Source organism: Williamwhitmania taraxaci (assembly GCF_900096565.1).
In the GTDB taxonomy this organism is placed as follows: Bacteria; Bacteroidota; Bacteroidia; order Bacteroidales; family Williamwhitmaniaceae; genus Williamwhitmania; species Williamwhitmania taraxaci.
The window spans coordinates 37,662-64,546 of the sequence record NZ_FMYP01000010.1 but is presented as its reverse complement, the minus strand read 5'-3'; the positions used below and the strand labels follow the sequence as shown (position 1 = coordinate 64,546).

Here is a 26,885-nt window from a genome sequence, read left to right as displayed (position 1 = left end):
GTGGGGTAAAGGTAGTAAAAGGTTAGGGCAAAAAAAAGAGGCTGCCGAAGCAGCCTCTAAATATTAGTTTAACAGAATACGATTACTGAGAACCGCCACCTGCCCACCATACTTTATGCTTGTGGTCATCGCCACCCATTGCTGTAGCAGCAGCTTCAACATTGGATCTATTTAGCACATACTCAGAAATACCGTATTTGAAACGAGCCACGATATCGTTACCAGATTCTTTACCATTAACAGGAGTGAATAAAATATTATTTCCTCCAACAACGGCAGTAACTTCACCTGGTTTTACAATAGATTTAGGAAAGCCCGTTCTACGATACTCAGACCAAGCCTCATAAGGCTGATTGTAAAGGTGAATGTACTTCTGTGTAATAACAAGTTCTGCACGTTGAGCATCAGTAGTAGCAGCATCATACTTAGCAAGAACAGAAGCAACATACGCTAGATCTGTAATACCAAGCTTTGCTAACGAAGCCTCAACACCTGCTTGAAATCTTGCTCTACTCCAACCTTCTACCTCACAAGCCATAAAACTTACAGTTGCAAAATCTAAATAAGTTGCAGAGAAATCAGGTTGCAAATTGTAAGGCAGCAAACTGAGGGTATACGAAGGACGCAAATTAATTACAGAATTTGCAGTAACATATTGCTTTGTTTCTGCATCGCTCATTCCGTATGGTATTCCGACTCTTGTAGCATTACTAGCCCAAGGACCGCGATAAACAGCCAAACGCGGGTCTACAATTCCATTAAGCGGATTAACAAAACCCTTGGCTGCATCATCTAAACCTTTCATTAGGTTTACAAACTGCTTTGTAAGAGTAAAGTCGTTTCTTTTATTAACAATAAAGCCATTGTATACAGGGGCTTCATTGGGTTCGCCTGCTCCCGCAAACTGAACAATTGCATCATCAGCATTGGAAGTAAACACACCATCGGCAATAGCATCTAATGCAATAGGCATATACTTAGCTGAATTTACTTTTGATGCACGTAAGGCAAGTCTTAAGCGAAGTGAGTTGGCAAACTTAATCCACTGATCCACATCACCTCCATAAAGGATATCGCCAGTTGCCCAACCATTTGATCCCTGCAAAGCAGTTGCAGCTGCAGTTAACTTAGCAATAAGATCATCGTAGATATCTTGCTGAGCATCAAACTTTGGAGTTGGATACTTATCTGGTTGAAGAGCCTGAGAATAAGGCACGTCGCCAAAAGCATCGGTTAATAACTGAAAACCCCAAGCCTTCATAATCTCAGCAGTAGCAATTTGCATAGCATTATCGCCATAAATACTAAAAGCATCCTTGGTAGCAGGATCAGTATTCAAGCCAATAATTGCCTGATAATTATACATCCAGATGTACATGTTACGAAAGAAGCCATCCATTGTAGCTTCTCTAAAAGAGTAACGATCCTCCGAAGTATAGTTTCTTTGCGACCATTGCTGACAAGCCAAAGAGGCTTGACGACCACTATACCAAACGTCGTTTACAAAGTAAGCAATGTGGCGTTGGGCATAAGTCATTATATACGGAGTGGGAGCACTCTTCGTATTATTTGGATTGGTGTTGATTTTCTCAAAATCCTTCTCGCAGCCAACTACAGTTAATAAACTTAGAAGTGCAAGACCACCAACATATTTTGTTAATGATTTCATATGTTTCTGTCTTTTAGGATTACTTAGAAATTAAAGTTTATACCAAAACCGATTGTATAAACACTTGGAATATATCCACCTTCAACACCTTGAGCATTTGAACCTGCCATTTGCATGTACTCAGGATCAAAGTGTTGTGATGCTCTACCCCAAGTTGCAAGGTTACGACCATAAGCAGATACTCTTAGCCCTTTAATAGGACCAGTGAAGCGACCGGGAACAGTATATCCAAAACGAACTTCGCGAAGTTTTACGAAATTGGTACTGAAGATATTTTGTTTATCTGGTCCATCGTAGTGATGTTGAGCCCAATCTTTACCATCTAACCTAGTAGTATTTACAACCGGAGTAGCAGAAGGAGCACCAGTAGCATCGGTATAAGAAACAAGCTTAGCAATTGGATCGTAAGTTCCATAAACACCATCGAGCAATACACCACCATTAATAGCAATGTCCTCGCGAATGTTTACACCAAACTCATTAGTTTTAGCAGACTCTTCCATAATACCAGAATACATACCCCACATATAAGATGTGTAATACATATTACCACCACGTTGCATATCCACTAAAACGCTCACATCAAAACCTTTGTATGTAAAGGTATTGGTTATACCACCAGTAAGGTTTGGAGTTGCATTAGCCAATGGTTTAATTTCGGAAGCGAGGTAGTTTCCACCAGGGCTAATTACCTTATTTCCTTGAGCATCCATAACGAAATCGGTTCCATAAATAATTGGGTAACTATATCCTTTGAATGCACCTACCTGAACCTTAAATGGAGCATTTCCTAAAGCCAAATACTCCAACGATGGGTCGATTTCAACAACCTCATTATTAAGAATACCAGCATTTATCATAATATCCCATTGGAAACCAGCAACCTTAACAGGGGTTAATGAGAAACTTAAATCCCAACCCTTATTAACCATCTTACCAGTATTGATATTGAATGCACCAAAACCAGTAGTACCCGAAACACGTGCAGGGATAATTTGGTCGACAGTTTCTTTATAGTAGTAAGAAACATCTAATCCAAAACGGTTATCCAAAAATTTCATTTCCGTTCCAATTTCCCAAGAATTAGTCTTTTCAGGCTTTAGTTCAAAGTTAGGACGCGTTGTAGGCAAGGAATACCTTGGATTATCACCAAAAGAAGCACCAGCTGCATAATAATTCTCGAGGTTATAAGGTTGTGTGTCATTACCCACTTGAGCAATACCTGCACGAACCTTTGCAAAAGTAACAAACCCGAGATCTTTAACAGCAGAAAGTTCAGAAAGAACAAAACTTAAGTTTACAGAAGGATAAAAATAAGAGTTCAGTCCTGATGGAAGAGTGGAAGACCAGTCATTACGAGCCGTTAGCTCTAGGTAAACTAAACGATCGTAATCCATCGTAAAGTTTCCATAAACACTATTGATTCGTTTCCAGGATTTATAGTCATAAGAGGTAGCCTTGGTCGCAGAATTAGATAAATTGTAAAGTTCAGGAACAACAAGTCCACCAATAGTTACACCACCACTTCTCCATTTTTGACTATCCATGCGGTTAGCACCAATGATTGCGTTCAACCCAATTTTGTCATCCATAACTCGCTTATCTAGAGTAAAGTAGAACTCAGAGTTAACTTCAGACATTGAGCGAGTATCGAGTAGATATTCAGAAGTAGCCTGAGAACCAACAGCCATACGCTCTTGCATGTTAAAAGTATAGTAATCAGCACCAACACGGCCTGTCAACTTTAACCAAGGTAAGAACTTAATATGCACTCCAGCATTCCCGTAAAAACGGTCACGACGGTCAGTTTCGTAGTTCTTGTAACGGCTCCAATATGGGTTATCGGTATAGTTTACTGCACCGTCATTCCAAGCAGTTCTATTCCATGGACGTTGAGTTCCATCAGGATTTTGCCAAGCCTCAAGATCCTTATAGTCAATAGAGGTGTGAATCCATTGCCACATTTTTTGAACTGGGTTCCTATCGCCATAACCAGTTTCTGGACGACCTACAGCGTCGTTCACAACATAGTTAGCATTAGCCCAACCTTCAACAGACTTATGAAGCTTATGAGTTACATTAAAACTCAAAGTATTCCTTTTAAGTTCACTTTTTGCATAATTACCAGTAGAGTTCATGTTGGTGTATGACAACCTAAATGTGCTATTCTGGTCACCTGCCGTCATTGATACGTTGTTGGTATTGGTAACGGCAGTTTTAAAGAAATAATTGTAGTCGTTTTTAGGATAAAGCCATGGTTTTTCAACCAAATAATTTTCAGTATCCCAAGAGTCGAACGCATTAAATGGCAGATACTTAATATTTGCATCATATTTTGGCCCCCAACTTTCGTCAGTTGCATAGTCAACAATATTATAAGTTTTACCACCTATAGCAACTTGATCAAATCCATCAGTTCCACCAAGGATACTACCTCCACCATATTCCTTTTGATACTGAGGAATAATAGAGATTTTATCTAGCGTGAGACTAGAATTAACAGAAACACCAATGGTCTTTTTCTCTTCGTTCTTTGATTTCTTTGTTGTAATCATTACAACACCGTTAGCCGCACGAGAACCATAAAGAGCAGAAGCACTAGCTCCCTTAAGAACAGAAACAGACTCGATGTCGTCTGGATTAATGTCTTGAGCTAAGTTACCAAAGTCGTAACCGCCACCTCCAGTTGCTCCATAAGAAAAGTCGGAGTTATCCAAAGGAATACCGTCAATTACAAATAGAGGTTGGTTTGAGCCAGTGAAAGATGTGTTACCGCGAATATTAATTTTTGCACCGCCGCCCATTTGGCCAGAAGCAGTACTAATTTGCACACCAGCAAGACGTCCAGTGAGCGAACTTACAACGTTGGTTGACCTTACCTTTGTAAGATCATCACCTTGTACATCTTGAACGGCATAACCTAGAGCCTTCTTTGCCCGAGAAATACCGAGAGCTGTAACAACAACTTCTTCAACCTTTAATGATTCGGTTTCAAGAATTACATTAACAATTGTGCGGTCACCAACAACAGTTTCTTGTTGTTTGTAACCAACGAATCTAAATACTAGTGTTCCAGAACCGTCTGGCACTGTAATACTAAATTTACCATCCATGTCGGTAGTTCCACCCGAAGTGGTTCCTTTTACTTGGATAGAAACGCCAGGAAGTGCTTTCCCATCGTCAGAACCTGTAACAGTTCCAGTAACTTGCCTCTGTTGTGCTTGCACGAAGAGCGTAACAAGCATCAGCAAGGCAAGAAGAGCTGATAATCGTTTCATAGATTAAGTTTTAGGTTTGTATTAAGGCAATTTTCACACGTCCAATTTAGTTATTCGAGGTTACTATATCAACTATTTTTTAAGAATTTTTAGCTTAAACAAGAAATAAATAACAAAAAAAAAAGGAGAGAGCCTTTAAGCCCTCTCCTTTAAATTATTTATTACGTTAATTATCAGTATATTTTCACCTAATCTTACCTTCGACTATTGCCAATATCTCCTCTTCAAGTATTATGGTCTTTTCTAAAATATTTTGACCACTGGCGAGGATTTTGTCGACATATGCCTTGTCATCGAGGCTTGCGGAGTTGATTTTTACGTTCAGAAATGCTCCAAAAACGCCCGATCGAGCGGCAAGTGCTCCTACCCCTGCATCGGTAACCGAGTTTGGATTACCAAATTCAGCCATGGCCTTCATTACCTCCATCGACTCGTAGCAGAGTTCCATAACCTTATATGGCACCTCAATTGCATAGCGGGTTGCCGCCTGAATGGCTGTTTTGCGCGACGCCTTCTCCTGATCAGTTTTCTTTGGCAATGAAAAAGCATCCATTATCTTATTAAAGGCGTTGGTATCTTCATCCACATAGTGCAAAAGAGTATCCATATAATACTTGCCCTTATCGGCCCATACGGAGAACTCTTCCCAACGCTCATCCCATCCAGCTTTGTGCGACGAAAGATTTGCCACCATAGTACCTAAACCAGCTCCCATAGCACCCATATATGCAGCAATAGATCCACCACCAGGTGCAGGCGACTCAGAAGCAGTTTCGTTGGCAAAGGCAACCAGATTCATATCGATGAGTTTCTTTTTGCCTCCATCCTCTAATATGTACTCGATGATCTTCTTCTTCGGGTCGAAAGCATAAAGCTCGTCCAATCCCATCGACTTTACAGCAATCTTAATGATCTCCTCATTCGATATACCTGTAGAGCGACTTTGTTTTTTGAGGAAGTATTTACCTGCCTCCAAAATAGCACTGAGGGGCACTAATCCCACTATCTCCGTTCCCGTTACCCGAATACCGCGAGCATCGGCCTTACGGCACACCTCGTCGAAGGCAATATGAAGCGGTGTTTGAATAATATCAGTAATATTCATGGAGACCTGAGCAACACCATACTCATCGATAAACCAACCAATGGCTTTGGTTCCGGGCAGTGTACCTGGCGCGTAAACCTCATTGCCCTTATCATCCAGTTTCTTCTTTCCGGCCTCAAGAACAGGACGTCCTTTCTCCCGAACATCGAAAGCAATTGCATTGGCACGACGCGTAGAGGTCGTATTTAGGTTGAAATTTACCGCAATAAGGAAATTTCGAGCCCCCACCGCAATTGCACCGGTTCTTGGAACAAATTTAGCCGGACCAAAATCAGGCTTCCACTCGGGTTTGGACAACTTATCGGCCAACCCTTCATACTCACCTGATCTACAATATGCCAAATTCTTCCGCGGAGCGGATAAGGCGGCACTCTCGTAGCAATAAACAGGGAACTGAAGTTCTTTTCCAATCCGCTCGGCAAGTTTGTGCGCGTAGATCACCGTTTCCTCCATGGTAATATTAGCTACCGGCACAAGAGGACAAACATCGGTGGCACCGAAGCGTGGGTGCGCTCCTTTATGCTTGCTCATATCAATAAGCTCACTCGCCTTCTTCACAGCTCGAAAAGCAGCCTCAATAACCTCATCGGGAGTTCCCACGAAGGTTACCACGGTACGGTTCGTGGCTTGGCCGGGATCCACGTCGATGAGTTTTACGCCATCAACGGCTTCAATTTCGTTCGTGATCTGCTTAATGATATTCATGTCGACCCCTTCGGAGAAGTTGGGGACGCATTCGATTAATTTCTTTTCCATGTTAGTATAGTGGTTTATTGTTTTGAAAAAACACTCTTTATTATATCCGTAACCCTTGCCGCTGGATCTTTTCTAATCTTTAACTCCTCTTTGGCAATCAGAATAAATAGACCGGAAATAGCCTTTTCGGTAACATACATTTCAAGGTCCGGATCGACCTTTCCACCACCTGAAAAAAGCGAAGTCTTATTATACGTAGTAACCAACGGCTTCCAATAACGGGCAACATTTACTTTCTTTATTGCCGCCGAAACGATAGGCTTAAAACTGACTTCGAGTTGGGCTGTAGTTTTATCCTTTAAATATAAGGTAGCGGCACTACCATCTCCTTTAAGAATCCCCATTGCATCTTGAATGGTCATATCTTGAATTGCCTTAATAAGTATGGGTGCAGCACTCTTTGCTGCCTCCTCCGCTGCACGATTCAAGGATTTCACAAATGCATCGACATCCTTTTTTCGACCAATCTTCTCTAGAGTATTCTTAACCTTAATTGCCTCGTTGGGAAAAGGAATAAACACCTCTTGGTTACGATAGAAGCCATCAACGGATGAAGCGGAAATAACCGAATTGTCGGCGCCCACTCTAAGGGCATCCTTTAATCCACGGACTACCTCCTCGCTCGTTAACGAGGTAGGTTTTAGAGTTGGAATTGGAATCTGTAGTTCCGGCCGTTTTGCCAATGCAACACAAGAAATGAAAAGCAACACGGAAACAGCAATCGATATCTTTCTCATATTAAAACCATTAAATCCTATTTAACATATACTCCATTTATCGTACAGACATCCCTACATTAGGATTACGCTATCACTTTTCCCTTCAATATAACCTTATCTATAAGTTTTGCGGTATAGGCGTAGGGCATAAACTCAATGGATGAGATTGGCTTTGTTATAAATAAGTTAGCAATTTTTCCACGTGCAATGCTTCCCACAATATCGCTAACCCCCATAGCATAAGCGGAATTGATGGTAGTTGCGTTAATCACCTCCTCGGGTGTCATTTTCATTTTAATACAACCGAGGGACATAACAAACTTCATATCACCAGAAGGCGATGATCCAGGGTTATAATCGGAGGCCAAGGCCACAGGCAAACCCGCATCAATCATTTTGCGGGCAGGTGGATATGCCATTCCGAGAAAAAATGCGGCTCCGGGCAGCAGTGTTGGCATAGTTTCCGAATTAAGCAAACACTTAATTTCGGCAGCACCAGTGAATTCTAGGTGATCGACTGAAAGGGCACTATACTTAACGCCAACCTGAATTCCACCAGAGTTTGCCAATTCATTTGCATGGATCTTTCCGCGCATGCCATGCTTGATACCAGCCATCAGCATTCGCTCTGTTTCTTCTTGAGTAAAAAATCCCTGATCGCAAAACACATCAATATAGTCCGCTAAATCGTCAGCAGCAACCATTGGTAACATTTCGTTGATGATAAGATCGACATACTCGCCTTGGCGTCCCTTGTAATCGGAAGGAACCGCATGTGCGCCCAAAAAAGTAGCCTTTATAATAATAGGTGTAGTTTCACGAATGCGCTTAATTACCCGAAGCATTTTCAACTCATCTTCCACAGAAAGCCCATACCCGCTCTTTATCTCCACGGCACCAGTTCCTAAACCGATTATCTCATGAATACGCTCCATCGCTTGGAAGTATAGTTCCTCCTCGCCTGTATCGTGAAGCAGCTTTGCAGAATTTAAAATACCACCACCCTTCTGGGCGATCTCCTCGTAACTCAAACCCTTTATCTTATCGACATACTCAATTTCCCTACTGCCAGCATAAACCAAATGGGTGTGTGAGTCGCAAAATGATGGAAAAACCATCTTGCCAGTAGCATCAATACGCTTGTCTATTTGAAGTCCTTGCTGTTGAGGTTTTTCCAACCTCTCCATAGGACCAAAATCCTCAATTACATCTCCCTTTATTATAAGGTATGCATTGTCGATGGTATTTAAAGTTGCCATATCTTTTCCGGCAACCAACAAACGTGGTTCTTCTTCTACTTGAACCAGCTTCTTGATGTTAAATATAAGTAATCTCATGGGCGTAGTGGTTTCCTTTTGGTTACGAAAATAGCTATTTAGTCTATAACAAAAGATGCCGTTAAGCAATCGTTTGCAAAATAGGATTAAGAACATAGCCATAAACGAGCGTAATACTTCACAGCCACAGAGTAGAGCCGTGTGGGCACCTGTTTAACAACAGAAAATAGATATGCTTGCAAACAACCATAATAGGATGGAAGCATGCATATTCGTAACGGTCACTGGCATCACAAGAAGGAATATTTTCTACTTTAGGCCTCGCAAAATGCTACTAATCCTAAACTCATGCATATTTTTTCAAGGCTTTTCAATAAAAGCAGTATCCCGGGAGAGAAGAAAAAACGCGAATTCCCACACACTTACGTTATTATCGTTGCGCTAATTGGGCTAGCAGGCATACTCTCTTGGGTAGTGCCGGGTGGCGAGTTTGCGCGAGAGACAAAGGTAGTAAACGGCATAGAGCGACAGGTAGTAGTTCCCGATTCGTTCCAAAAGGTAGAGAGCCAGCCTCAAACATGGCAAGTTTTCTCGTCCATTTTCCAAGGATTTAAGCGCACCCACGAAATAATTTTCTATATTTTAATGATTGGGGGTGCATTCTGGATGCTAAACGAAAGCAAGGCTCTTGATGCAGCTATCTTCTCGTTTCTTGGGTTTACCCGAAGACTTGAGCGCATACGCTTCATTAAGTTCTTAGGGGTCGACAATATCGTAATTTCCCTCATCATGCTCTGCTTTAGTTTTTTTGGAGCCGTAATAGGGATGAGCGAGGAGACCATTGCCTTCGTTGTTATTTTTGTTCCCCTTTCCATCAGCATGGGATACGATTCCATTGTAGGGGTTAGCCTTTGTTTCCTTGGTGCGGGCCTTGGTTTTGCCGGAGCACTCTTGAATCCGTTCACCATTGGCATTGCTCAAGGATTGGCAGGAATACAACTATTTTCTGGAATCGAGTATCGGCTATTTATCTGGTTCGTAATCAATTTTATTGGTATTGCCTACGTAATTCGCTATGCTAAAAAGATAAAGAAGAATCCAACCCTGTCGCCAGTTTACGCCGAGGATGAATACTGGAGAAAAAAGAGTGCCGAAGAGGTGAGCGGTGGGCACCAGAAACCCGGCATTCACGCATGGGCCATATTCATAATTCTATCGGGCGTACTTTTAGCATCCTCCTTCCTCTACCCAATCACCAACATGACGGTAGGAAGCAGCTCATTTAGTGCACCAATCATACCAGTGGTCACAGCAATTTGGATTCTCTCTGGTTTGATGGTTCTTCGGCATTCGGTTCAACTCTTCATTGTGAATATTCTCATGTTCACCATACTCTTTCTCGTTGTTGGGGTAATGGGTTATGGCTGGTATATTATGGAAATTGCCACGCTGTTTCTTGTTATGGGTCTTACTTCGGGAATTGCCATTGGAAAAAGCGCCAATCAGCTTGCAAAACTTTTCATTGAAGGGGCCAAGGATATTATGTCGGCAGCCATGGTTGTTGGATTAGCTAGCGCCATTGTTGTCGTCCTAGAGCAAGGAAAAATTATCGATTCCCTGCTTTACTACGCGGCTGGATCGATGGAAGGTTACGGCAAGTTGACCTCTCTGCTCATTATGTATATTTTTTATACGCTACTAAACCTTATTATTGCCTCTGGTTCGGCAAAAGCGGCACTCTCCATTCCTTTGATGGCGCAATTCTCCGATCTACTGGGCATATCACGCCAAGCAACCGTAACCGTTTATCAGGTTGGCGGTGGAATGACCAACTTGGCCTCCCCCACTTCGGGCGTTATGGTGGGCGTGCTCTCCATAGCACGAATCCCATACAACAAATGGTTGCGATGGTTCTTGCCGCTACTAATAATTCTAATTATTGTTGGTTTCTTACTTTTGATTCCAACAATTTACATGGCACTTCCCGGATTTTAACTAATTCTACAAAACATAGGGCGGGTTGAGGCTAGTTGGCTTCAACCCGCTTTTTTTAATTATCCACGAAAGGCAGAAACGATTTAGCGGAATAAAAACAGCCGCACCATTCACCTAACAATTAATTAGATTAATCAATTATATATTGGAATTTCCAGTTTAACGGTCTTAATTGCAAGAAAGTATAAGACCTTTTCATTAAAAGAGAGAGTCAAAGACAATCCTAATCTAACGCCGCAAGCTATGAAAAGAGGAAAACTGAATAACAAAATGCTCATCCTGTTTCTAGGAACAGCTGGAGCAATATTCATCATTGCCTTTGCAATACTAATAACCCGATACAACTCGCTGGTACTGGCAGAATCAGAAAAATACGCCCAACGCGAAGTTGATACATACTCAGCCATATTGCAAGGGGAGTTAAATGAAAAATACAACAAGGTTTACGCCCTTTCCACAACAATCGATGCTATGATCAAAGCAGGTAAAACCGATCGACAACTTGTGATCGACCTGCTCACTCAAATGGTGGAAAACGATCCAGAAATACTTGGAACATGGACGCTTTATGAGACAAACGGATTTGATAATGCCGATGCCAACAATAGAGGAAAACCAGGCAGCGACGCCAATGGAAGATTTTTACCCTATGTAAACAGGGCAAGAGGAAGTGTGGAATTAGAGGTTTCGGAGGGTCAAGACGAAACCGATGCCAGCTACTACCAAATGCCAAAAGAAACAGGCAAGCCATTTGTCACGGATCCATATATTGATGAAGCCCAAGGAATAAAAGACCCAATGATTTCAATTGCCATCCCTACAATTGTGAAAGGACAGTTTAAAGGGGTAGTTGGGCTCGACATGGCCCTAACTGGACTGGGCCGAATTGTTTCACAGATAAAACCATACGAAACTGGATACGCATTTTTCTTATCAAACTCTGGAATCTTTGCCTATCACCCCAAAGCAGAATGGATGAGCAAAGCGCTGGCTGAGGTAGATCCCAAAAACAACAAAGAATTCGGGTTAACGGAAGGGATAAAAAGCGGGAAAAAAATGCAGTTTACGAGCCAGGGAGATATGGATTACTACAACTGTTACTCTCCAATACCTATTGGCGCCACAAATTCGCCGTGGTCGTTGGGTATTTCCATACCGGTCGAAACAATAATGGCTAAAGCAAACGAAGTACTACTAATCGCCATTATTATTGGCATACTTGGGTTACTCACTCTCGCCGTCGTAATTCGAATTGCCGCAAAAGGAATTTCACAGCCAATGGTACGAAGCATTGAGTTTGCCAAACAAATAGCGGCTGGTGACCTGAGGGGGCAGTTAATGATACACCGAAACGATGAAATTGGAGAACTCGCCATAGCCCTGAATCAAATGAAACTACAGCTGCACGAGATGGCCTCAGATATTATTACCGGTGCCGACCAGATTTCCAATGCAGGAGAACAGTTGAGTTCAACCGCCCAAAGTCTCTCGCAAGGAGCCTCTGAACAAGCGTCCACAACCGAAGAAGTCTCCTCTACGGTGGAACAAATATCTGCAAACATCCAACAAAACTCCGATAATGCAAAGATGGCCGAAAAGATTGCAATGGAGGCATCCCGAAGCATTCGCGATGGAGATGGACTAGCCCGTGAAGCGGTAATCTCAATAAAAAGTATTGCCGATAAAATTGGGATCATTACCGACATTGCCTTCCAAACCAACATTCTAGCACTTAACGCAGCAGTAGAGGCCGCAAGAGCAGGAGAAGCAGGGAGAGGATTTGCCGTGGTTGCGGCTGAAGTCCGAAAATTGGCAGAAAGAAGTCGAATTGCCGCCGACGAAATTAACAAACTTTCAGCCATGGGCGTTAAAACGGTAAGTCAGGCAAGTCAAAAACTTATTGAACTAGTTCCAGAAATTGAAAAGACTACCCGTTTAGTTCAAGAGATTGCTGCAGCAAGTCTTGAACAATCGGCCGGTGGCGAACAAATAAACGGAGCAATACAACAACTCAGTGGAGTAACTCAGCAATCAGCAGCCTCCTCCGAAGAGTTGGCCACGGGGGCCGAGGAACTCTCCTCACAAGCAGAGAAACTCAAAGAGTTGATCTCCTTCTTCAAGGTATAGCCGTTCAAAACAGAGCAGACAATACCGGCTAAGTAGCCGGTATTGCTTATGCCCCCTTTAGTTGTCGGCAATTCGGGCATTTACATATATCCACAAAGTGTTAGAAAAGAAACATATATCACCATCAATCGTGACATAGATCACCAGACTATTTATGCTGCACGACTATTTTCACCTTACCTTGCACCCGAAAACAAAAGGCAAACTCACAGCAGAAAAATTCTTTAGGTATATAGGTTAGGTTTAAACATTGTTTGGTCGAGAAAGAGGGTTTCATTTAGGTGATGAAGCCCTTTTCTTTTGTCATATCTGGTCCTAATCAACAAACAACACTTCCAACCATCGCATTTATTGTTCAATTTGATCGAACCAACCATGAGTTGCACTGCGCTAAATCAACAATTCGATGAAAATAGAATGCCTATACCTAAATAAACCGGCGGTTTGACTCACAACTATGATGGGAATGGATTTCGCATATTTGATTATATTGCGTTGCAAAGTGAGACAAACAAAACAGCCCAATTATGCGAAAATACTTCGTATTCCTTTTCCTAATAGCGACAACCTCAGCACAAGCAAAGCAATACAAGCCAACAACAGACTCACTACCTCCTACCATCAAAACAGGATGGACTTTTGGTGCACTACCAGCAATTACCTTCGATAGTGATTTGGGATTTCAGTATGGAGGCATAGTGAACCTATACTACTACGGAGATGGCTCAACCTACCCGACCTACCAGCACAGCATATATGCGGAAGTATCACGATTCACAAAAGGATCTGGGATAAATCGACTTTTTTACGATTCTAAATATCTGATTCCAGGCATTCGTGTTACATCCGACGCTAGCTATCTCACCGATCAAGCCTCCGATTTCTATGGATGGAACGGGCAGGAGACCAAATACAAACCTAATTGGGTTGACGATGGCGATCCGCAATATGTGAGCCGTGTATTTTATAAATACGACCGCAAGTTGGCACGCTTCTCAACCGACCTCCAAGGAAAACTCTATGGAGATAAACTATACTGGGCGGTGGGAATTGCCCTCTATAATTTCGAGATTGGTTCGGTGGATCTGAGCAAACTCAACCGCGGCAAAAGCGGTAGCGACAAGTTACCCGATGTGCCAGAACTCTACGACAAGTATGTAAGTTGGGGCCTTATCAACAGCACCGAAAAGAGTGGTGGTTTCCACACCTACATTAAGGCTGGTGTGGTATTCGACACGCGCGATTTTGAGGCAAATCCGAGCACCGGTATTTGGGCCGAAGCAATAATGAATGTAACCCCGCCCCTGCTTGGTGAAAAGAACTACGACCACGCCAACCTTTCGCTAGTTTACCGCCAATACCTGCCGGTGGTAAAGAGTAAAATCACCTTTGCCTATCGGTTGGCGACCCAGTTGAATGTTGCTGGAAAAATCCCATTCTACCTGCGGCCCAACCTAACAACCCTTTACCTGCGACGCGCTACCTCCGAAGGGTTGGGCGGTTCACAAACCCTGCGTGGAATAATGCGCAGCCGTGTGGTAGGTAACGGAATAGCCTATGGCAACTTTGAACTGCGGTGGAAATTTCTACAAACGGTGGTTAGGCACCAAAACCTCTACCTCTCCCTCAACCTATTCTCCGATATAGGCCAAGTGATACAGCCAGTAAGGGTGAACCAAAACGAGGTAACGTCCTTAGCCGCCGCACTTAATCCAACGTTTAAAGCATCCGATTACTTTACAAGCAGCGACGAAAAACTGCACACTACCTATGGGGCTGGGCTACGCATTGCTATAAATGAGAACTTTATCATTGCCGCCGATTACGGCCGTGCCACTAGCCGCAACGATGGCACTTCAGGGTTATATATTGCGCTGAATTTCCTGTTTTAGCGATTTAAATTTTGCTTGAAATTACTCTACACATTACCGAGTGTAGATCTTACACAGACGATTTAAATCTTGTCAGCATGATAGTATGCTATCCATAAATCGCTTACCAATAAACTTATGCAGAAGAGCCTGAGCAGTATACTGCTCAGGCTCTTCTCGTATCTATCATCGACTCCCTAAAACTGGAGTTCAAGAATCTCCTTTCAACCAAGCACTACTTCCTTACCAGTGTAGCTATAATAGAGGTGAGCCTCACACTCATGATACATATCGGCAAACTTCTCCAGACCGGTACAGTGGCATACGCCAACTGAAACAGGTCGTAACATGCGCAGATAGTGCGTTACGTGAACGTATTGCTCTACTGAGCATGATTTCATATGAAATCCCCCCAAGATTAGACCAACTGGAAGTTCAAAATGGTCAATTGCGGCGATGCACATGTTGGTAATACCCCTATGCGAGCAAGCAGTTAGGATATTAATCTTCCCACCCTGCTTCAAAACCATGAATAGTTCGTCTTCAAACTCGTCGGCAGCAAGTTGGTTGTCGACAACACTAAAGAGCCCATCAAAATGGGTGTCAATAGGGTGGCGAAGCGGAATATCAGGCATTATAAAAACATCCTCAACAATCTCGGTAATGGAATCAACATAGACAAGCCGATTTTTAAGGAGATCTTCGCGGTACACCGTTCCCTTAAAGCATCCATTAGCATCCTGCTTTGGCAAAAACAAATTCCTTTTTGCAAACACCTTGGCCTTGCTATTGATCTCCAGAAAAGGATATAGCCCGCCGGTGTGGTCGTAATGTCCATGCGATAGCACTAAGCAGTCGACATCCGAGATGTCCACGCCCAACTTCTGAGCATTTTTAAGAAACAGTCCGCTCTGGCCTACATCGAACAGTATTTTTTTATTCTCCGTTTCAATGTAGAGCGACAGGCCGTGTTCGGCCTGCAGCGTTCCACCATTTACTACATTTTCAATCAGGGTAACTATGCGCATCGCTTAGGCTTCTACCTTTAATTTAGCCAAATACATGGCAAATGATCGATATAGAAAATGAGTCCATTTGCCAAATGGAACAATGATTAAGGCCCACTGAACTAACACCACCATGTGGAACAGATACATCCAAATGTTTTGCTCGAGGATATCCAAGTCGATAAACAGACGAACGATAAAAGCGGTGAGGCCCATCAACAGCAACCAAATTACAAAAAACCAATCGGAAGGCTGGGAATGGCTGCTTACCTCTTTGCTCTTACGAATACGGCTCGAAACAAAATCGATGGTAACCAGAAAGATGATAATGCTCTCAACATATCCCAAACCTATAACGAACATGTTTGTGGCCGAAAACCAATCAAGGAAAACGGTAGTAAACAGCAATGTCAAATAACCAATAACCAAGACGAAGTGTTCGAACCAGCGAAACTGGTTGTCGTCGCAGCCAAGAGCCCGCTTTTGGGTAAACATGTGCACAACCAACTCGCCTATCGCCGTAAAGTAACTTTTAACAGGAACTTTAACTTTTGGTTTTCCAATAATAAGCCACCACATCCGAACAATGTTTGGAAGAAGTATAATGGTGAAAACTGAGCCAATGGCAATCATCTCAAAGTAGTGCCCCACGTGCATTATGGCCGACAAGTTAAAATTCTCGGACACTGCAAACAGGATAACAGCCACCGCAGTAAGTACAAAGGCAAGCAGGGTTAACGGCAGCGACTTGTAGAGCAGGCCAGATAGTCCGGTCCAATCGTATACAGAGGTAAGCCAGCGGCGCAGCGACATCATAAGCTCGCCCGGATTTGCCACTTGAGGACAGTGGGTGGAGCATTCGCCGCAATAGTAACAGAGCCAGGGCTTGAGTGAACCCTGAATTCCCTCCTCATCGCCTAAAACGCTTAGACGAACCATCTCCCGAGGAAAAGAGTCATCCTCAGTGGACAGGGAACAAATGGCAGTGCAAGTGCCACAGTTATAGCAGGCATTAAAGTCGAAAGCACCATACTTCTTTAATTCTTCGCCGAATTCTGGATTTATCGTAGCCATTATTTCGTCAATTTGTAGATATAATACTCGTCCATATCGTCAATCCCCTCCACTGCAACCTCGCCGAATTTGTGCAGGGTCATCAGGTAATATGTCGTTTCCGACAAGGGTAACTGAGTCGCCTCAGCTATCTGCGGAATGGTCTTGCCTTCCTCCTTTAGCGATTCAAGAATGGCCTTGCGGATGCGCACATACTTTTTTCGTCCTTCGAGCACATGAGCAGGAACTTTGCGAGTTTCCTTGAGGATATTTATCGTTTTTGTCTTAGCGTCCATCAGTAGAGTTTTTAAGATTCCGAAAGTGCATCAACCATACCCTCTATTTGGGCATTGGTAAACCCGGCCAAGTCAATGGCGTCGGTGGGGCAAACAGGAGTACACATACCACATCCTTTGCAGTTGGAGACGTTGATTTTAGCAACCTTGCGACCCTCAAACTCAGTTTCAACAATGGCATCGAACACGCAAGCCGAAAAACATTTGTCGCACAACACGCATGCAGCAGGATTCACCATGGCAAGTGTTGGCTCCAAGGCAATCTCGCCCTTAGTAAGAATGGAGTTGGCCTTAGCAGCCGCGGCCATTGAGGAATTTACCGTTTCCAGAATATTCTTTGGCGACTGGCAGGTTCCCGCAATTAATACCCCATCGATAACCGTTTCAACCGGGCGCAGTTTCATATGTATCTCGTTAAAAAAGCGATCGCGGCCCACCGGAATTTTCAGCTGATGAACGAGTTTATCGTTTTTCCGTGGAATCATTCCCGTCACCAACACAACTAGGTCGGCCTCGGCCTCCACTGTTCTTCCTGCCGAAAGTATATCCTTAACCGACACCAATGTTTTATTCCCCTTCTGCACTAGTTGAGGAATGCTATCGAGCGAGAATTGAAGGTATATATCCCCCATCTTCGACGATTCAGCGTAGAGCAGTTCCTGTTTTCCGTAGGCACGAATTCCTCGGTTGAAATGAAGATTCGTGATTCCCTTAAATTTATTTTTCGCCAGAATAGAGACGTGAATAGCTGCGGTGCAACAGTAGCGCGAGCAATACTTATTTTCGCCTTCCTCATCCTGACGGCTTCCCACACAGTAGATATATGCAATCCTTTTAATCGGCTTTCCGTTGTATTCCAGCACCCCGTGCGAAGAGTCAATAAGTTTTTTAAACGTAGGCAGAGTGATTACATTATCCATCTCACCAAAACCATACTCGCCGGTTGCAGGCGTGTAGGAATCGAATCCCGTATTTACAATGAAGGCTCCAATATGCAGAGGAAGCGTTTCGCCTCCAACATTCACCTTAATATCGAAGTTTCCAATACTACCCTTCTTCTCGGCCAGTTCGGCACTCGTAAATAGTTTAATATTGCTACGCTTCTTAATTTCGGAGAGAAGGTTCTCAACGAGATCCTTACCCTGTATGCGGGAGGTAAACAATTCGCCAATTTCGGCCACATGGCCACCAACCGTTGCCTCTTTTTCGATGAGGTAAACCTCGCTCCCCATATCGGCTAACGCAATGGCAGAACGCATACCGCCTACTCCGGCACCAATTATCGCTACGGCATTGGTGGTAGGTATTTTCATGGAGGTCAACGCCTCCGATTCGGATGCCCGAGCGATGCCTGCCTTTACCAGCAGAATAGCCTTTTCGGTTGCACCCAATTTATTATCGGAATGGGCCCAAGAACTTTGTTCACGGATATTTACCTGAACGTAGTTGTAAGCATTCATTCCCGCACGCTCGGCTACCGCCCGAAAGGTGGGAACGTGTAGTTTAGGCGAGCACGAGGCCACCACAATTGCATCAAGTTCGCTGGTTTGAATATCGTCCACCATCTCCTTTTGGGAAGAGTCGGAACAGGCAAACAGCGTATTCTTTAGTAGGTAAACATTGGCTTCATCCTTTACAGCATCCTTTACCTTCTGTATATCGACATAATCGGAGATATTTCCACCACAATGGCAAACGTATACACCTATCTTCTTCTTCATGATTGTAGCTTTAGGTAACCAGATGTTTCAGCAGCTGCGGCACCGGCCGACATAATGGTATCGGGAATATCCATAGGAGCGGTAGCGGTTCCTGCAACAAATACCCCTTTTATAGATGTAAGAGCTGGGCTTTGCAGCAAATCGGGTTGGTTGATATAGTTGGAAGCATCTAGTTGCAGTGTTTCATTCTTGAAAACACTCACAATGGCAGGGTTCGCCAATAAGCCAACCGACAGCACAACCATGTCGTGCTCTTTTTCGGTGACCTTACCAGTGGCGATATCCTCGTAGCGTAAAATAAGGTTGCCATTCTCCTTTTCAGAAACAGAGGCCACTTTACCCTTTACATAATTGGCACCCATATCCTTTGCTTGCATGTAGAATTCGTCAAAGCCCTTTCCAAATGCACGAATATTAATGTAGTACATGGTAATATCGGCCATAGGCAAAGCACCCATCAGCAGTTGAGCCTGCTTGGTGGAATACATGCAGCATACCTGCGAGCAAGTGGCGTTTCCGCAAGTTTGATCGCGCGATCCAGTGCAAAAGATGTAGGCTATATTATCGGGAGTTTTTCCGTCGGAAGGTCGTAGCACATTGTTGAACGGTCGCGTTGGTGCCAACTCGCGCTCCATTTGCATGGAAGTAATTACGTTTTTGAATCGACCAAAACCATAACGAGGTATTAATGTCGGATCGAAGAGATTGAAACCAGTAGCCACAACAACCGCCTTTACCTGAATTTGGATGATCTCTTCCTTTTGGGTAAAATCGATGCAGTTGGATGGACATTTTTGTTCACACAACCCACATAGCATGCAGTTCTCAATATCGATAAGGGCAATGCGGGGGTTGGCAATATTGAAGGGAATGTAAACCGCCTTACGGGCTACCATATTAAATTGAAACTGATCCTCAACGATTACAGGACAAGCATTTTCGCACTCCTGACATCCAGTACAATCCTTCTCGACTACATACCGAGGATGTTTTTTCAACACTACAGAGAAGAGACCATTACTCTCCTTTACGATACTATCGGCCTCTGTAAGCGTTAGTAGCGTTATATTCGGATGGCGTGCGGTTTCCGATACCTTAGGTGTGGTAATGCAGGCCGCGCAATCGAGGGTTGGAAACACCTTGCTCAGCAGGATCATTTTACCACCAATGGAGGGCTCCTTTTCAACAAGCATTACCCGAAAACCCATATCGGCAAGCTTAAGTGCCGATTCCTCGCCGGCGATACCAGCTCCGATTACCAATACATCGTAGTCGGTGTTTTGCTCAAGTGCATTATTTGTTGGCATAATTCTCTTCTTAGTTTCTTACACAGAAAGATTGTGTGGCGTAGTATCGATTCGTTTACCTGTTTGACTCACATCCGCACCGACTTAAGCAAACTTGCAACTCGATGTAATTATGATTATTGGGCCTGGCGGAGTGTTTCCAACTCTTTCATAAACCCAGTTACATGCTTCACAAAAGGCTCGGCACAGACCGAACAGATAGCTGCCATCTTAAGCTGCGAAGGCTTTAATCCTTTATCGCGCATCAGCTGGTGGGTTACTTGAATAATATCGCCAGTGCGCTCAGTGCATTGTTCTCCGTAAGAGCAATCGGTACCATCTGCAGCAATGAATACCCCATCGAAACCCTTTTCGAAAGCACGCATGATCCACCGTGGTTTTATACCGCTAGAGCAGGGTACGCTAATGGCATATACTGTAAAAGGGTAATGCTTTTTAAGCAACCCTGCCAAATCGATGGCAGGGTCGGATATTTTTTCAGTCGAGAACACCAAAATTTTGGGATGCTGACTTTTCATGGTCTATTTTTTTAGAAACAGTTTATAAATACCATCCTCGTCGATAGAGCCACAGTATTCAAAATTCATCTTCTTGCACCACTTTGGGATATCGCTTTTTGTTCCCTCATCGGCCGAAAGAATTTCCATAATTTGTCCAGCTTGCAAATCGCCAATAGCCTTTTTTGCTGCCAAAAGTGGACCAGGACAAGCAGTTCCTCTTGCGTCCACAACCTTATCGCTCTTAAGCGCTTTTAATTCTTCTGTTGTCATAAAATATTAATTTAATGATTTGAAAATTTGTTCATTCACCAATCAGCAAAAGCCGTATTGGAAGTGATCGAAATAAAAAAATTAGATAAAGAGTTGAATACGGCTGTCGTTTGCATCGGAAAGGTAACTACCCACTCCCACATAGTTCAGGTATGGATAATCAATCATCTCCTCACGCTTAAAGCCCATGAGGTCCATGCTCATTTCACACACGTTAATCTCAACGCCAAGTTCACCAGCAACAACGAGTAACTCTTCTAGGGAGGAAACCCGCTTTTTCTTCATCAATCCTTTAAGCATAGTGGTTCCCATGCCACCCATATTCATCTTGGAAAGTTTGAGGTTGGGGCTACCTTTAGGCAGCATCATCCCAAACATCTTCGACATAAAATCCTTGCCTTTGCCAGATTTTTTTGGATCGCGCAACATGGCAGTAGCCCAAAAGGTAAAGAACATCTTCACCTCGGTATCCATGGCCCGAGCGCCGGTAGCAATAATCATAGCAGCTAGCATCTTATCCAAATCGCCCGAGAATGCGATAATAGATATTTGATCTTTTGCCTCACGACTCTGCATCTCTTTTACTTTTGCCTCAAGTTCGGCAACCTGTTTCTCAATTTCGTTTGTCATAACAGTATTATTATTAATAGACAATTGATCGTTATATTTGATTCTGTCAAGCAGTTTAAATCCAAAAGTTAATAGGTTATAACAGAATTTGCCGACATCACTTCAGTGACCACCGTGCCTGCAGCTATAATAGCAAAACCATCGATAAGTTCTTCCTTAGTTATGTCTCTCGCTTTAAGGCAAGGGGAGCAAAGCAAGAGCGAACCACCAAGACTGATGTAAGCATCAATTAACTCCTTGATTGGGATGAAACCCTTGGCGTTTACCTTTTCGGCTTCACCATGTCGAGCAAGAGTTACTGCATTGGATTGAAGAATTACTACCACTTCCACATCGGAAGCTTGGGCCGCAGTGGCTAGCACAAAAGGTAAGGTTGCTTTCTCTGGATCCTCACTCCCGACAGTGCTAATAATCACAATCTTCTCGTTTTCTGCCATAATATGATTTATAGAAAAATATTTTACGAAGAACAAACCTGTCGAAAACTAAGAAATACTGTTATTTCAGACACACAAAATTATTGCTAATATTTTCACACCTAGTAAAAATGAGTGTGCTGATTAACACAGATAAATGTGATATAGCGCACATCTTTAATTTTAATTAACTTTAATGCCTTAACTGACTTAAAATGGACAAAACAAGCTGTAAATTCTGCACGTTAAAATCCTCTGCCGCAAAAAAACTCACTGACAGCGAATTAGAAACGATGAGTTCGAACTGCGCCGAAGTGCATTTTAAGGCTGGAGACACAATTATTATTCAAGATGCCCTTTCGACAAACGTGGCCTATATAAAATCAGGCTTGGTAAAGATTCATATCCGCGGTCCCATCAAGGAAAAGATCATGAAGATAGCCAAGGCTCCCACCTACCTCTGCCTTCCGAGCACCTTTGGGGATAAGGTAAACCACTTCTCTGCCACCGCCCTTGAGAAAACAACCGTTTGCTTTATTGATGTTACCACCTTCAAGAACTTCATATATCAAAACGGGGACTTTGCTTACCAAATCATTACCGACATGAGCAAAGGGGAACTGCTAAACTTTCACAGCCTCATCAATAATGCGCAAAAACAGAATATTGGCAGAGTGGCCGATGCAATCCTATTCTTTGCAACAGAAATATACAACAGCACCACCTTTACCCTTCCCATTTCGAGGCAAGACCTAGGCGATTTGCTCGGCATTACGAGAGAAAGCGCAAGCCGAATTCTCACCGATTTCCACAATGAGAAAATACTACAAATAGAAGGGAAGAAAATCACAATTTTAAATGAACCCTTGCTAACTCAGATAAGCGAGAAGGGTTGAAATTATAATTATCTTGCTACAGCAAACCTCAGTGGGCAGCAAATAGTGAGATGAAAAGGGATTTGATTCTATCTCTCCTTCCTTAAAGTTCCTTAACAAATAAACATTCCACCAATTTCTTAGTTCCTTTGCAAAGTAAACTGGTCAATAGAGGTGCAGATAAATCGAAAGATAAAGTTATCGTTGTTTGGTGTTGTGCTATACCTGCTTCCGCTGGTATACTCAGCAATTCACACTATTGAGCACCACCATGGACATTCCCATGCTGCTTGGGCTTGCAAGCATCACGCACATACATCTGAAATTAAGGCCGAGAGCGACTACTGTCCTATTTGCGATTATTCTCCTGTAATCACCGACATCCCGTCTCAACAAAGCAACATATTCTCCGATTTCTCCTACTCGCCATTTAGGCAAAAGGAATACTCGGAAGTTGTTGAAAGGCAGCCCTACTCTTCTAGGTTACTCAGGGCTCCACCTGTATGCTAACCACTATTTACTAAGCAACAAAATTACGATTAACCACCTCTTGCAGAGGATTGGTTATTCTTCCTTTGCATCTCCATCACAACATATGTCAGGTGACATGTGAAGTATTGGTGTGTCTGCTTTTGTGCTCATAATCATTGAGTATAAAATCTGTGCTACCCTCTTTTCATGTTATCACCTTTAACTATATAATTCACTTAAAAAAAATGAAAACGCTTCAATATATATTTCTGCTTGCTTTACTTATTCTCTCCATATGCGTACAAGCGATAGACCGAAATGCTCTTGGAAATGGGTTGCTCTTGGGCAAGATTACCGATGCTACAACCGGTGAAATGCTCCCCGGAGTAAATATTTATATTCCCGACCTGCAAGTGGGAACTATTACCGATAGCAATGGGAGTTATCGTCTCAATAATATTCCAACAGGAAAGCAGCTGGTGCAAGTTAGCTACGTAGGCTACGAAACAATAGTATTTACCTTGGTTGTTGGTATTGAAACCCATCAAGACTTCAGCTTAAGCCACTCCGCCCGAGAAATCAACGAGGTGGTGATAACTGGATTGGCACAGGCAGCAGAGAAGAACAAAACCCCCACTCCCATTGCCCTTATATCCAAGCAGGAATTGCTACAATCCTCATCAGTAAACGCCATTGAGGCCATCACCAAACTACCGGGACTTTCGAGCGTAACCACCGGAGCGGCCATCTCCAAACCCATCATCCGTGGATTAGGTTACAACCGTGTAGTGGTGGTGAACGATGGAATTCGGCAGGAAGGCCAACAGTGGGGCGACGAGCATGGCATTGAGATCGATGCATACTCGCTCAACCGCGTAGAGGTAATCAAGGGACCTGCCAGCTTAGCCTACGGTTCCGATGCCATGGCCGGTGTTATCAACATGATTTCGGCCCCAACACTTCCCGATGGGACAATCGCAGGAAGCGTAATGGCTAACTACCAAACAAACAATGGACTAATTGGCCAATCGACAAACATTGCCAAAAACAACAATGGTTACATTTGGAACTTACGCCTGAGCAACAAAATGGCTCATGCCTACCAAAACAAATACGATGGCTACGTGTATAACTCCGGATTCCGTGAAGATGCGTTCAGCGGGATTGTTGGGGTAAACCGTAGCTGGGGATACTCGCACCTGCACTTTGGTGCCTACCATTTAAAGCCCGGAATAGTAGAAGGTGAACGAGATGATGTCACAGGAAAGTTTATAAAGATGGTTGTGCTGCCGGATAACAGCGCAGGAGAAGCGGTTGCTACACACTCCGACATGCTAAGCTACACACCAAAAACGCCATTTCAGCAGATATACCACTATAAGTTAGCCCTCAACAGTAACATTTCGGTGGGTGGCGGTTTCCTGAAGACAACCGTAGGTTACCAACAAAATCGCCGACAGGAGTTTGCCAATGTGCTTGAGCCAAACAGCTATGAGCTCTACTTTTTGCTTAACACCATTAACTACGATGCCCGTTACGTTTTTCCCGAGTGGAACGGAGTCAGCATTACCGTGGGTGCAAATGGGATGAGCCAAACCTCGCAAAACAAAGGACCGGAAGTGCTTGTGCCCGAGTACAATCTCCTCGACATTGGAGGTTTTTCCATGCTCAAGCGCTCCTTCGGCAAGTTAGATATCAGCGGTGGCATTCGATTCGATTCGCGCCATCAGCGTGGTGAAGAGCTATTCTTGGACGAGAACGAGCAGCCAACCTCTCCTTTCAACCCAAATGCAACAGAGCGTTTTCATGCCTTTACAAGCACCTTTTCCGGCGTTTCGGGAAGCATTGGCGCCACATACCAACTATCGAATAGGCTTTATACTAAGCTAAATCTTTCGCGCGGCTTCAGAGCCCCCAACATTGGAGAGCTGGGCTCCAACGGAGTTCACGAGGGAACGCTTCGCTATGAAATGGGCGATCCCAACCTTAAAAGTGAAACCAGCCTGCAATTTGACTACTCGTTGGGTTACTCGAGCGAACACGTAGCGGCAGAGGTAAACCTCTTTAGTAACAGCGTAAGCAACTTCATTTTTCTACGGAAGTTAACCACCTCTTCAGGTGCCGATTCACTGCACGATGGCAATACCGCCTTTAAATTTGTATCGGGCGATGCCAACCTTACCGGCGGGGAAGTTACCGTGGACATCCATCCTCACCCGCTGGATTGGATTCACTTCCAAAACTCCTTCTCCTACGTAGAGGGAACGCTCCGCAACCAACCCGACTCCATGCACCATCTGCCCTTTATCCCTGCTCCGCGTTTCCAGAGTGAGGTGCGCTTCAATGGTGAAAAGATAGGACGGCTATTACACAATGCATACGTCTCGTTTGGAGTAGAGATACTGCTCGCTCAAGACAAGTTTTATGCTGCCTACGGAACGGAGTCCAGAACACCAGGATACACCTTGCTTAACATGGGTATTGGAAGTGATATTAGGCTAGGCAAGAGAACTATCTGCTCGGTTTACATTACTGCAAACAACCTTGCCGATGTGGCCTATCAGAACCACCTCAGCCGATTAAAGTATGCCGACACAAATAACGCTACCGGTAGAACCGGAGTGTATAACATGGGCCGCAACGTAGACTTTAAGCTGGTATTCCCGCTGAACTTCTAGCAAGAACACCACTAATCAAGCAAGGGATAGGGCCAATATAATAGGGCCATATCCCTTTTTTTATTTTCCCAGCTAATCAATAATCACCTACAGACTTAAACCTCAAAATCAATCGAATCAAAGCTAGAGTTAACTCCATTCGACCTATACACATAATTGCACTTTTTTGAGGAAAACCCTTTCCAATGTTAGAAAAGCCATTGGTGGAAAAAATGAAAAAACAGTTGCATAATGAACCATGGTTCATTATATTTGTATCGATCATTAGTTCTTTTAAATATGTCGCCACGAATAAAAACCATTCGAAAAGTCCTAAATCCCCCATTAATAAAGGGATTCAAACCCTATGGATTAACCAGTATCGTAGGGGAGCCAGAACCAATCTTACTCCTTTTTGAAGAGTACGAGGCGCTAAGACTTTGCGATTATGACATGTGCAACCACATTCAAGCATCACAGGCAATGGGGATATCCCGACCGACCTTTACACGCATTTACAGCTCAGCCAGACAAAAAATCGCTAAGGCATTCGTCGAAGGCCGACAAATGTCCATTGAAGGAGGAAAGGTATATTTCGATAGCGATTGGTACGCCTGTTCATCATGCCATTGCTTCTTCAACAATCCTGAAAGGGAGATTGAAATCAAGAGTTGTCCCCTATGCAATAGCAGAAGCATTAAAAATTATGATCAATCGGCAGAAACAAATACAGACAACACCATTACCTGCGAGGATACGTGCATCTGCATTCAATGCGGATACGAACAGGTTCACGTAGCCGGATATCCTTGCGCTCACGAAATCTGCCCAAAATGCAATTCACACCTTACACGAAAATCGGGTCGGTGCAGAACATAATAATAT

The 26,885-nt window shown here is 43.5% G+C and carries 21 protein-coding genes; 7 read left to right on the top strand and 14 right to left on the bottom strand.

The features are described 5' to 3' along the window. Positions 1 to 82: 82 nt before the first annotated feature. From BLS65_RS04275 to hutI, 5 genes are all read right to left on the bottom strand, one after another. On the bottom strand, positions 83 to 1,669 hold the full coding sequence (locus tag BLS65_RS04275) for a SusD/RagB family nutrient-binding outer membrane lipoprotein (RefSeq protein ID WP_092436216.1): 1,587 nt from the start codon (positions 1,667 to 1,669) through the stop codon (positions 83 to 85). 23 nt (positions 1,670 to 1,692) lie between these two features. Continuing rightward, entirely contained in the window at positions 1,693 to 4,947 is a 3,255-nt protein-coding gene (locus BLS65_RS04270; protein WP_092436213.1) for a SusC/RagA family TonB-linked outer membrane protein, read from the bottom strand. Positions 4,948 to 5,131: 184 nt separating this feature from the next. Next, positions 5,132 to 6,808: a glutamate formimidoyltransferase gene (gene ftcD, locus BLS65_RS04265; RefSeq protein ID WP_092436211.1), complete on the bottom strand. Its 1,677-nt coding sequence runs from the start codon at positions 6,806 to 6,808 to the stop codon at positions 5,132 to 5,134. Positions 6,809 to 6,822: 14 nt separating this feature from the next. After that, positions 6,823 to 7,545, bottom strand: coding sequence for a DUF4197 domain-containing protein (locus BLS65_RS04260; RefSeq protein WP_092436208.1), 723 nt, complete (start codon positions 7,543 to 7,545; stop codon positions 6,823 to 6,825). A gap of 65 nt (positions 7,546 to 7,610) precedes the next feature. Beyond that, positions 7,611 to 8,864 (bottom strand): imidazolonepropionase, encoded by a 1,254-nt coding sequence (gene hutI, locus BLS65_RS04255; protein WP_092436206.1) that lies wholly within the window; start codon positions 8,862 to 8,864, stop codon positions 7,611 to 7,613. Positions 8,865 to 9,152: 288 nt separating this feature from the next. Here hutI and BLS65_RS04250 point away from each other — a divergent pair, with 288 nt between their 5' ends. The 3 genes from BLS65_RS04250 (at position 9,153) to omp85 (ending at position 14,818) form a co-directional block, all read left to right on the top strand. Further along, positions 9,153 to 10,799 (top strand): YfcC family protein, encoded by a 1,647-nt coding sequence (locus BLS65_RS04250; protein WP_092436204.1) that lies wholly within the window; start codon positions 9,153 to 9,155, stop codon positions 10,797 to 10,799. 243 nt (positions 10,800 to 11,042) lie between these two features. Then, positions 11,043 to 12,926, top strand: a complete 1,884-nt coding sequence (locus tag BLS65_RS04245; protein ID WP_092436202.1) for a methyl-accepting chemotaxis protein — start codon at positions 11,043 to 11,045, stop codon at positions 12,924 to 12,926. Between the two features lie 527 nt (positions 12,927 to 13,453). Then, complete coding sequence (omp85, locus tag BLS65_RS04240; RefSeq protein ID WP_092436200.1) at positions 13,454 to 14,818, top strand: Omp85 family outer membrane protein; 1,365 nt, start codon at positions 13,454 to 13,456, stop codon at positions 14,816 to 14,818. Between the two features lie 203 nt (positions 14,819 to 15,021). Here the strand turns inward: omp85 and BLS65_RS04235 are convergent, their stop codons facing one another. The 9 genes from BLS65_RS04235 to BLS65_RS04195 form a co-directional block, all read right to left on the bottom strand. Continuing rightward, on the bottom strand, positions 15,022 to 15,825 hold the full coding sequence (locus tag BLS65_RS04235) for an MBL fold metallo-hydrolase (protein ID WP_092436197.1): 804 nt from the start codon (positions 15,823 to 15,825) through the stop codon (positions 15,022 to 15,024). 3 nt (positions 15,826 to 15,828) lie between these two features. Next, positions 15,829 to 16,878, bottom strand: a complete 1,050-nt coding sequence (locus tag BLS65_RS04230; protein WP_092436195.1) for a 4Fe-4S dicluster domain-containing protein — start codon at positions 16,876 to 16,878, stop codon at positions 15,829 to 15,831. Continuing rightward, on the bottom strand, positions 16,878 to 17,153 hold the full coding sequence (locus tag BLS65_RS04225) for a helix-turn-helix domain-containing protein (protein WP_092436193.1): 276 nt from the start codon (positions 17,151 to 17,153) through the stop codon (positions 16,878 to 16,880). Before BLS65_RS04225 ends, BLS65_RS04230 begins: the two co-directional genes overlap by 1 nt. Positions 17,154 to 17,164: 11 nt before the next feature. Further along, on the bottom strand, positions 17,165 to 18,874 hold the full coding sequence (locus BLS65_RS04220) for a CoB--CoM heterodisulfide reductase iron-sulfur subunit A family protein (protein ID WP_212590498.1): 1,710 nt from the start codon (positions 18,872 to 18,874) through the stop codon (positions 17,165 to 17,167). Beyond that, positions 18,871 to 20,181 (bottom strand): CoB--CoM heterodisulfide reductase iron-sulfur subunit A family protein, encoded by a 1,311-nt coding sequence (locus BLS65_RS04215; protein ID WP_092436189.1) that lies wholly within the window; start codon positions 20,179 to 20,181, stop codon positions 18,871 to 18,873. Before BLS65_RS04215 ends, BLS65_RS04220 begins: the two co-directional genes overlap by 4 nt. A 116-nt stretch (positions 20,182 to 20,297) precedes the next feature. Next, on the bottom strand, positions 20,298 to 20,699 hold the full coding sequence (locus BLS65_RS04210; protein WP_092436187.1) for a hydrogenase iron-sulfur subunit: 402 nt from the start codon (positions 20,697 to 20,699) through the stop codon (positions 20,298 to 20,300). Positions 20,700 to 20,702: 3 nt separating this feature from the next. Further along, the gene (locus BLS65_RS04205; RefSeq protein ID WP_092436185.1) at positions 20,703 to 20,951 is read right to left on the bottom strand and encodes a sulfurtransferase TusA family protein; all 249 of its coding nucleotides are present in this window, start codon (positions 20,949 to 20,951) and stop codon (positions 20,703 to 20,705) included. 81 nt (positions 20,952 to 21,032) lie between these two features. Then, positions 21,033 to 21,581 carry a DsrE/DsrF/DrsH-like family protein gene (locus BLS65_RS04200; RefSeq protein WP_092436183.1) on the bottom strand — a complete coding sequence of 183 codons (549 nt, stop codon included), beginning with the start codon at positions 21,579 to 21,581 and terminating at the stop codon, positions 21,033 to 21,035. 68 nt (positions 21,582 to 21,649) lie between these two features. Then, entirely contained in the window at positions 21,650 to 22,018 is a 369-nt protein-coding gene (locus BLS65_RS04195; protein WP_092436181.1) for a DsrE family protein, read from the bottom strand. Positions 22,019 to 22,212: 194 nt separating this feature from the next. Between BLS65_RS04195 and BLS65_RS04190 the strand changes: the two genes are divergently transcribed. The 4 genes from BLS65_RS04190 (at position 22,213) to BLS65_RS04175 (ending at position 26,879) form a co-directional block, all read left to right on the top strand. Then, positions 22,213 to 22,893: a Crp/Fnr family transcriptional regulator gene (locus tag BLS65_RS04190; protein ID WP_092436179.1), complete on the top strand. Its 681-nt coding sequence runs from the start codon at positions 22,213 to 22,215 to the stop codon at positions 22,891 to 22,893. Between the two features lie 153 nt (positions 22,894 to 23,046). Continuing rightward, the gene (locus tag BLS65_RS04185) at positions 23,047 to 23,382 is read left to right on the top strand and encodes a hypothetical protein (RefSeq protein WP_092436177.1); all 336 of its coding nucleotides are present in this window, start codon (positions 23,047 to 23,049) and stop codon (positions 23,380 to 23,382) included. 206 nt (positions 23,383 to 23,588) lie between these two features. Beyond that, entirely contained in the window at positions 23,589 to 26,021 is a 2,433-nt protein-coding gene (locus tag BLS65_RS04180) for a TonB-dependent receptor (protein WP_092436244.1), read from the top strand. Positions 26,022 to 26,300: 279 nt separating this feature from the next. Then, positions 26,301 to 26,879 (top strand): DUF134 domain-containing protein, encoded by a 579-nt coding sequence (locus tag BLS65_RS04175; protein ID WP_170829993.1) that lies wholly within the window; start codon positions 26,301 to 26,303, stop codon positions 26,877 to 26,879. The last annotated feature ends 6 nt before the right edge of the window (positions 26,880 to 26,885 follow it).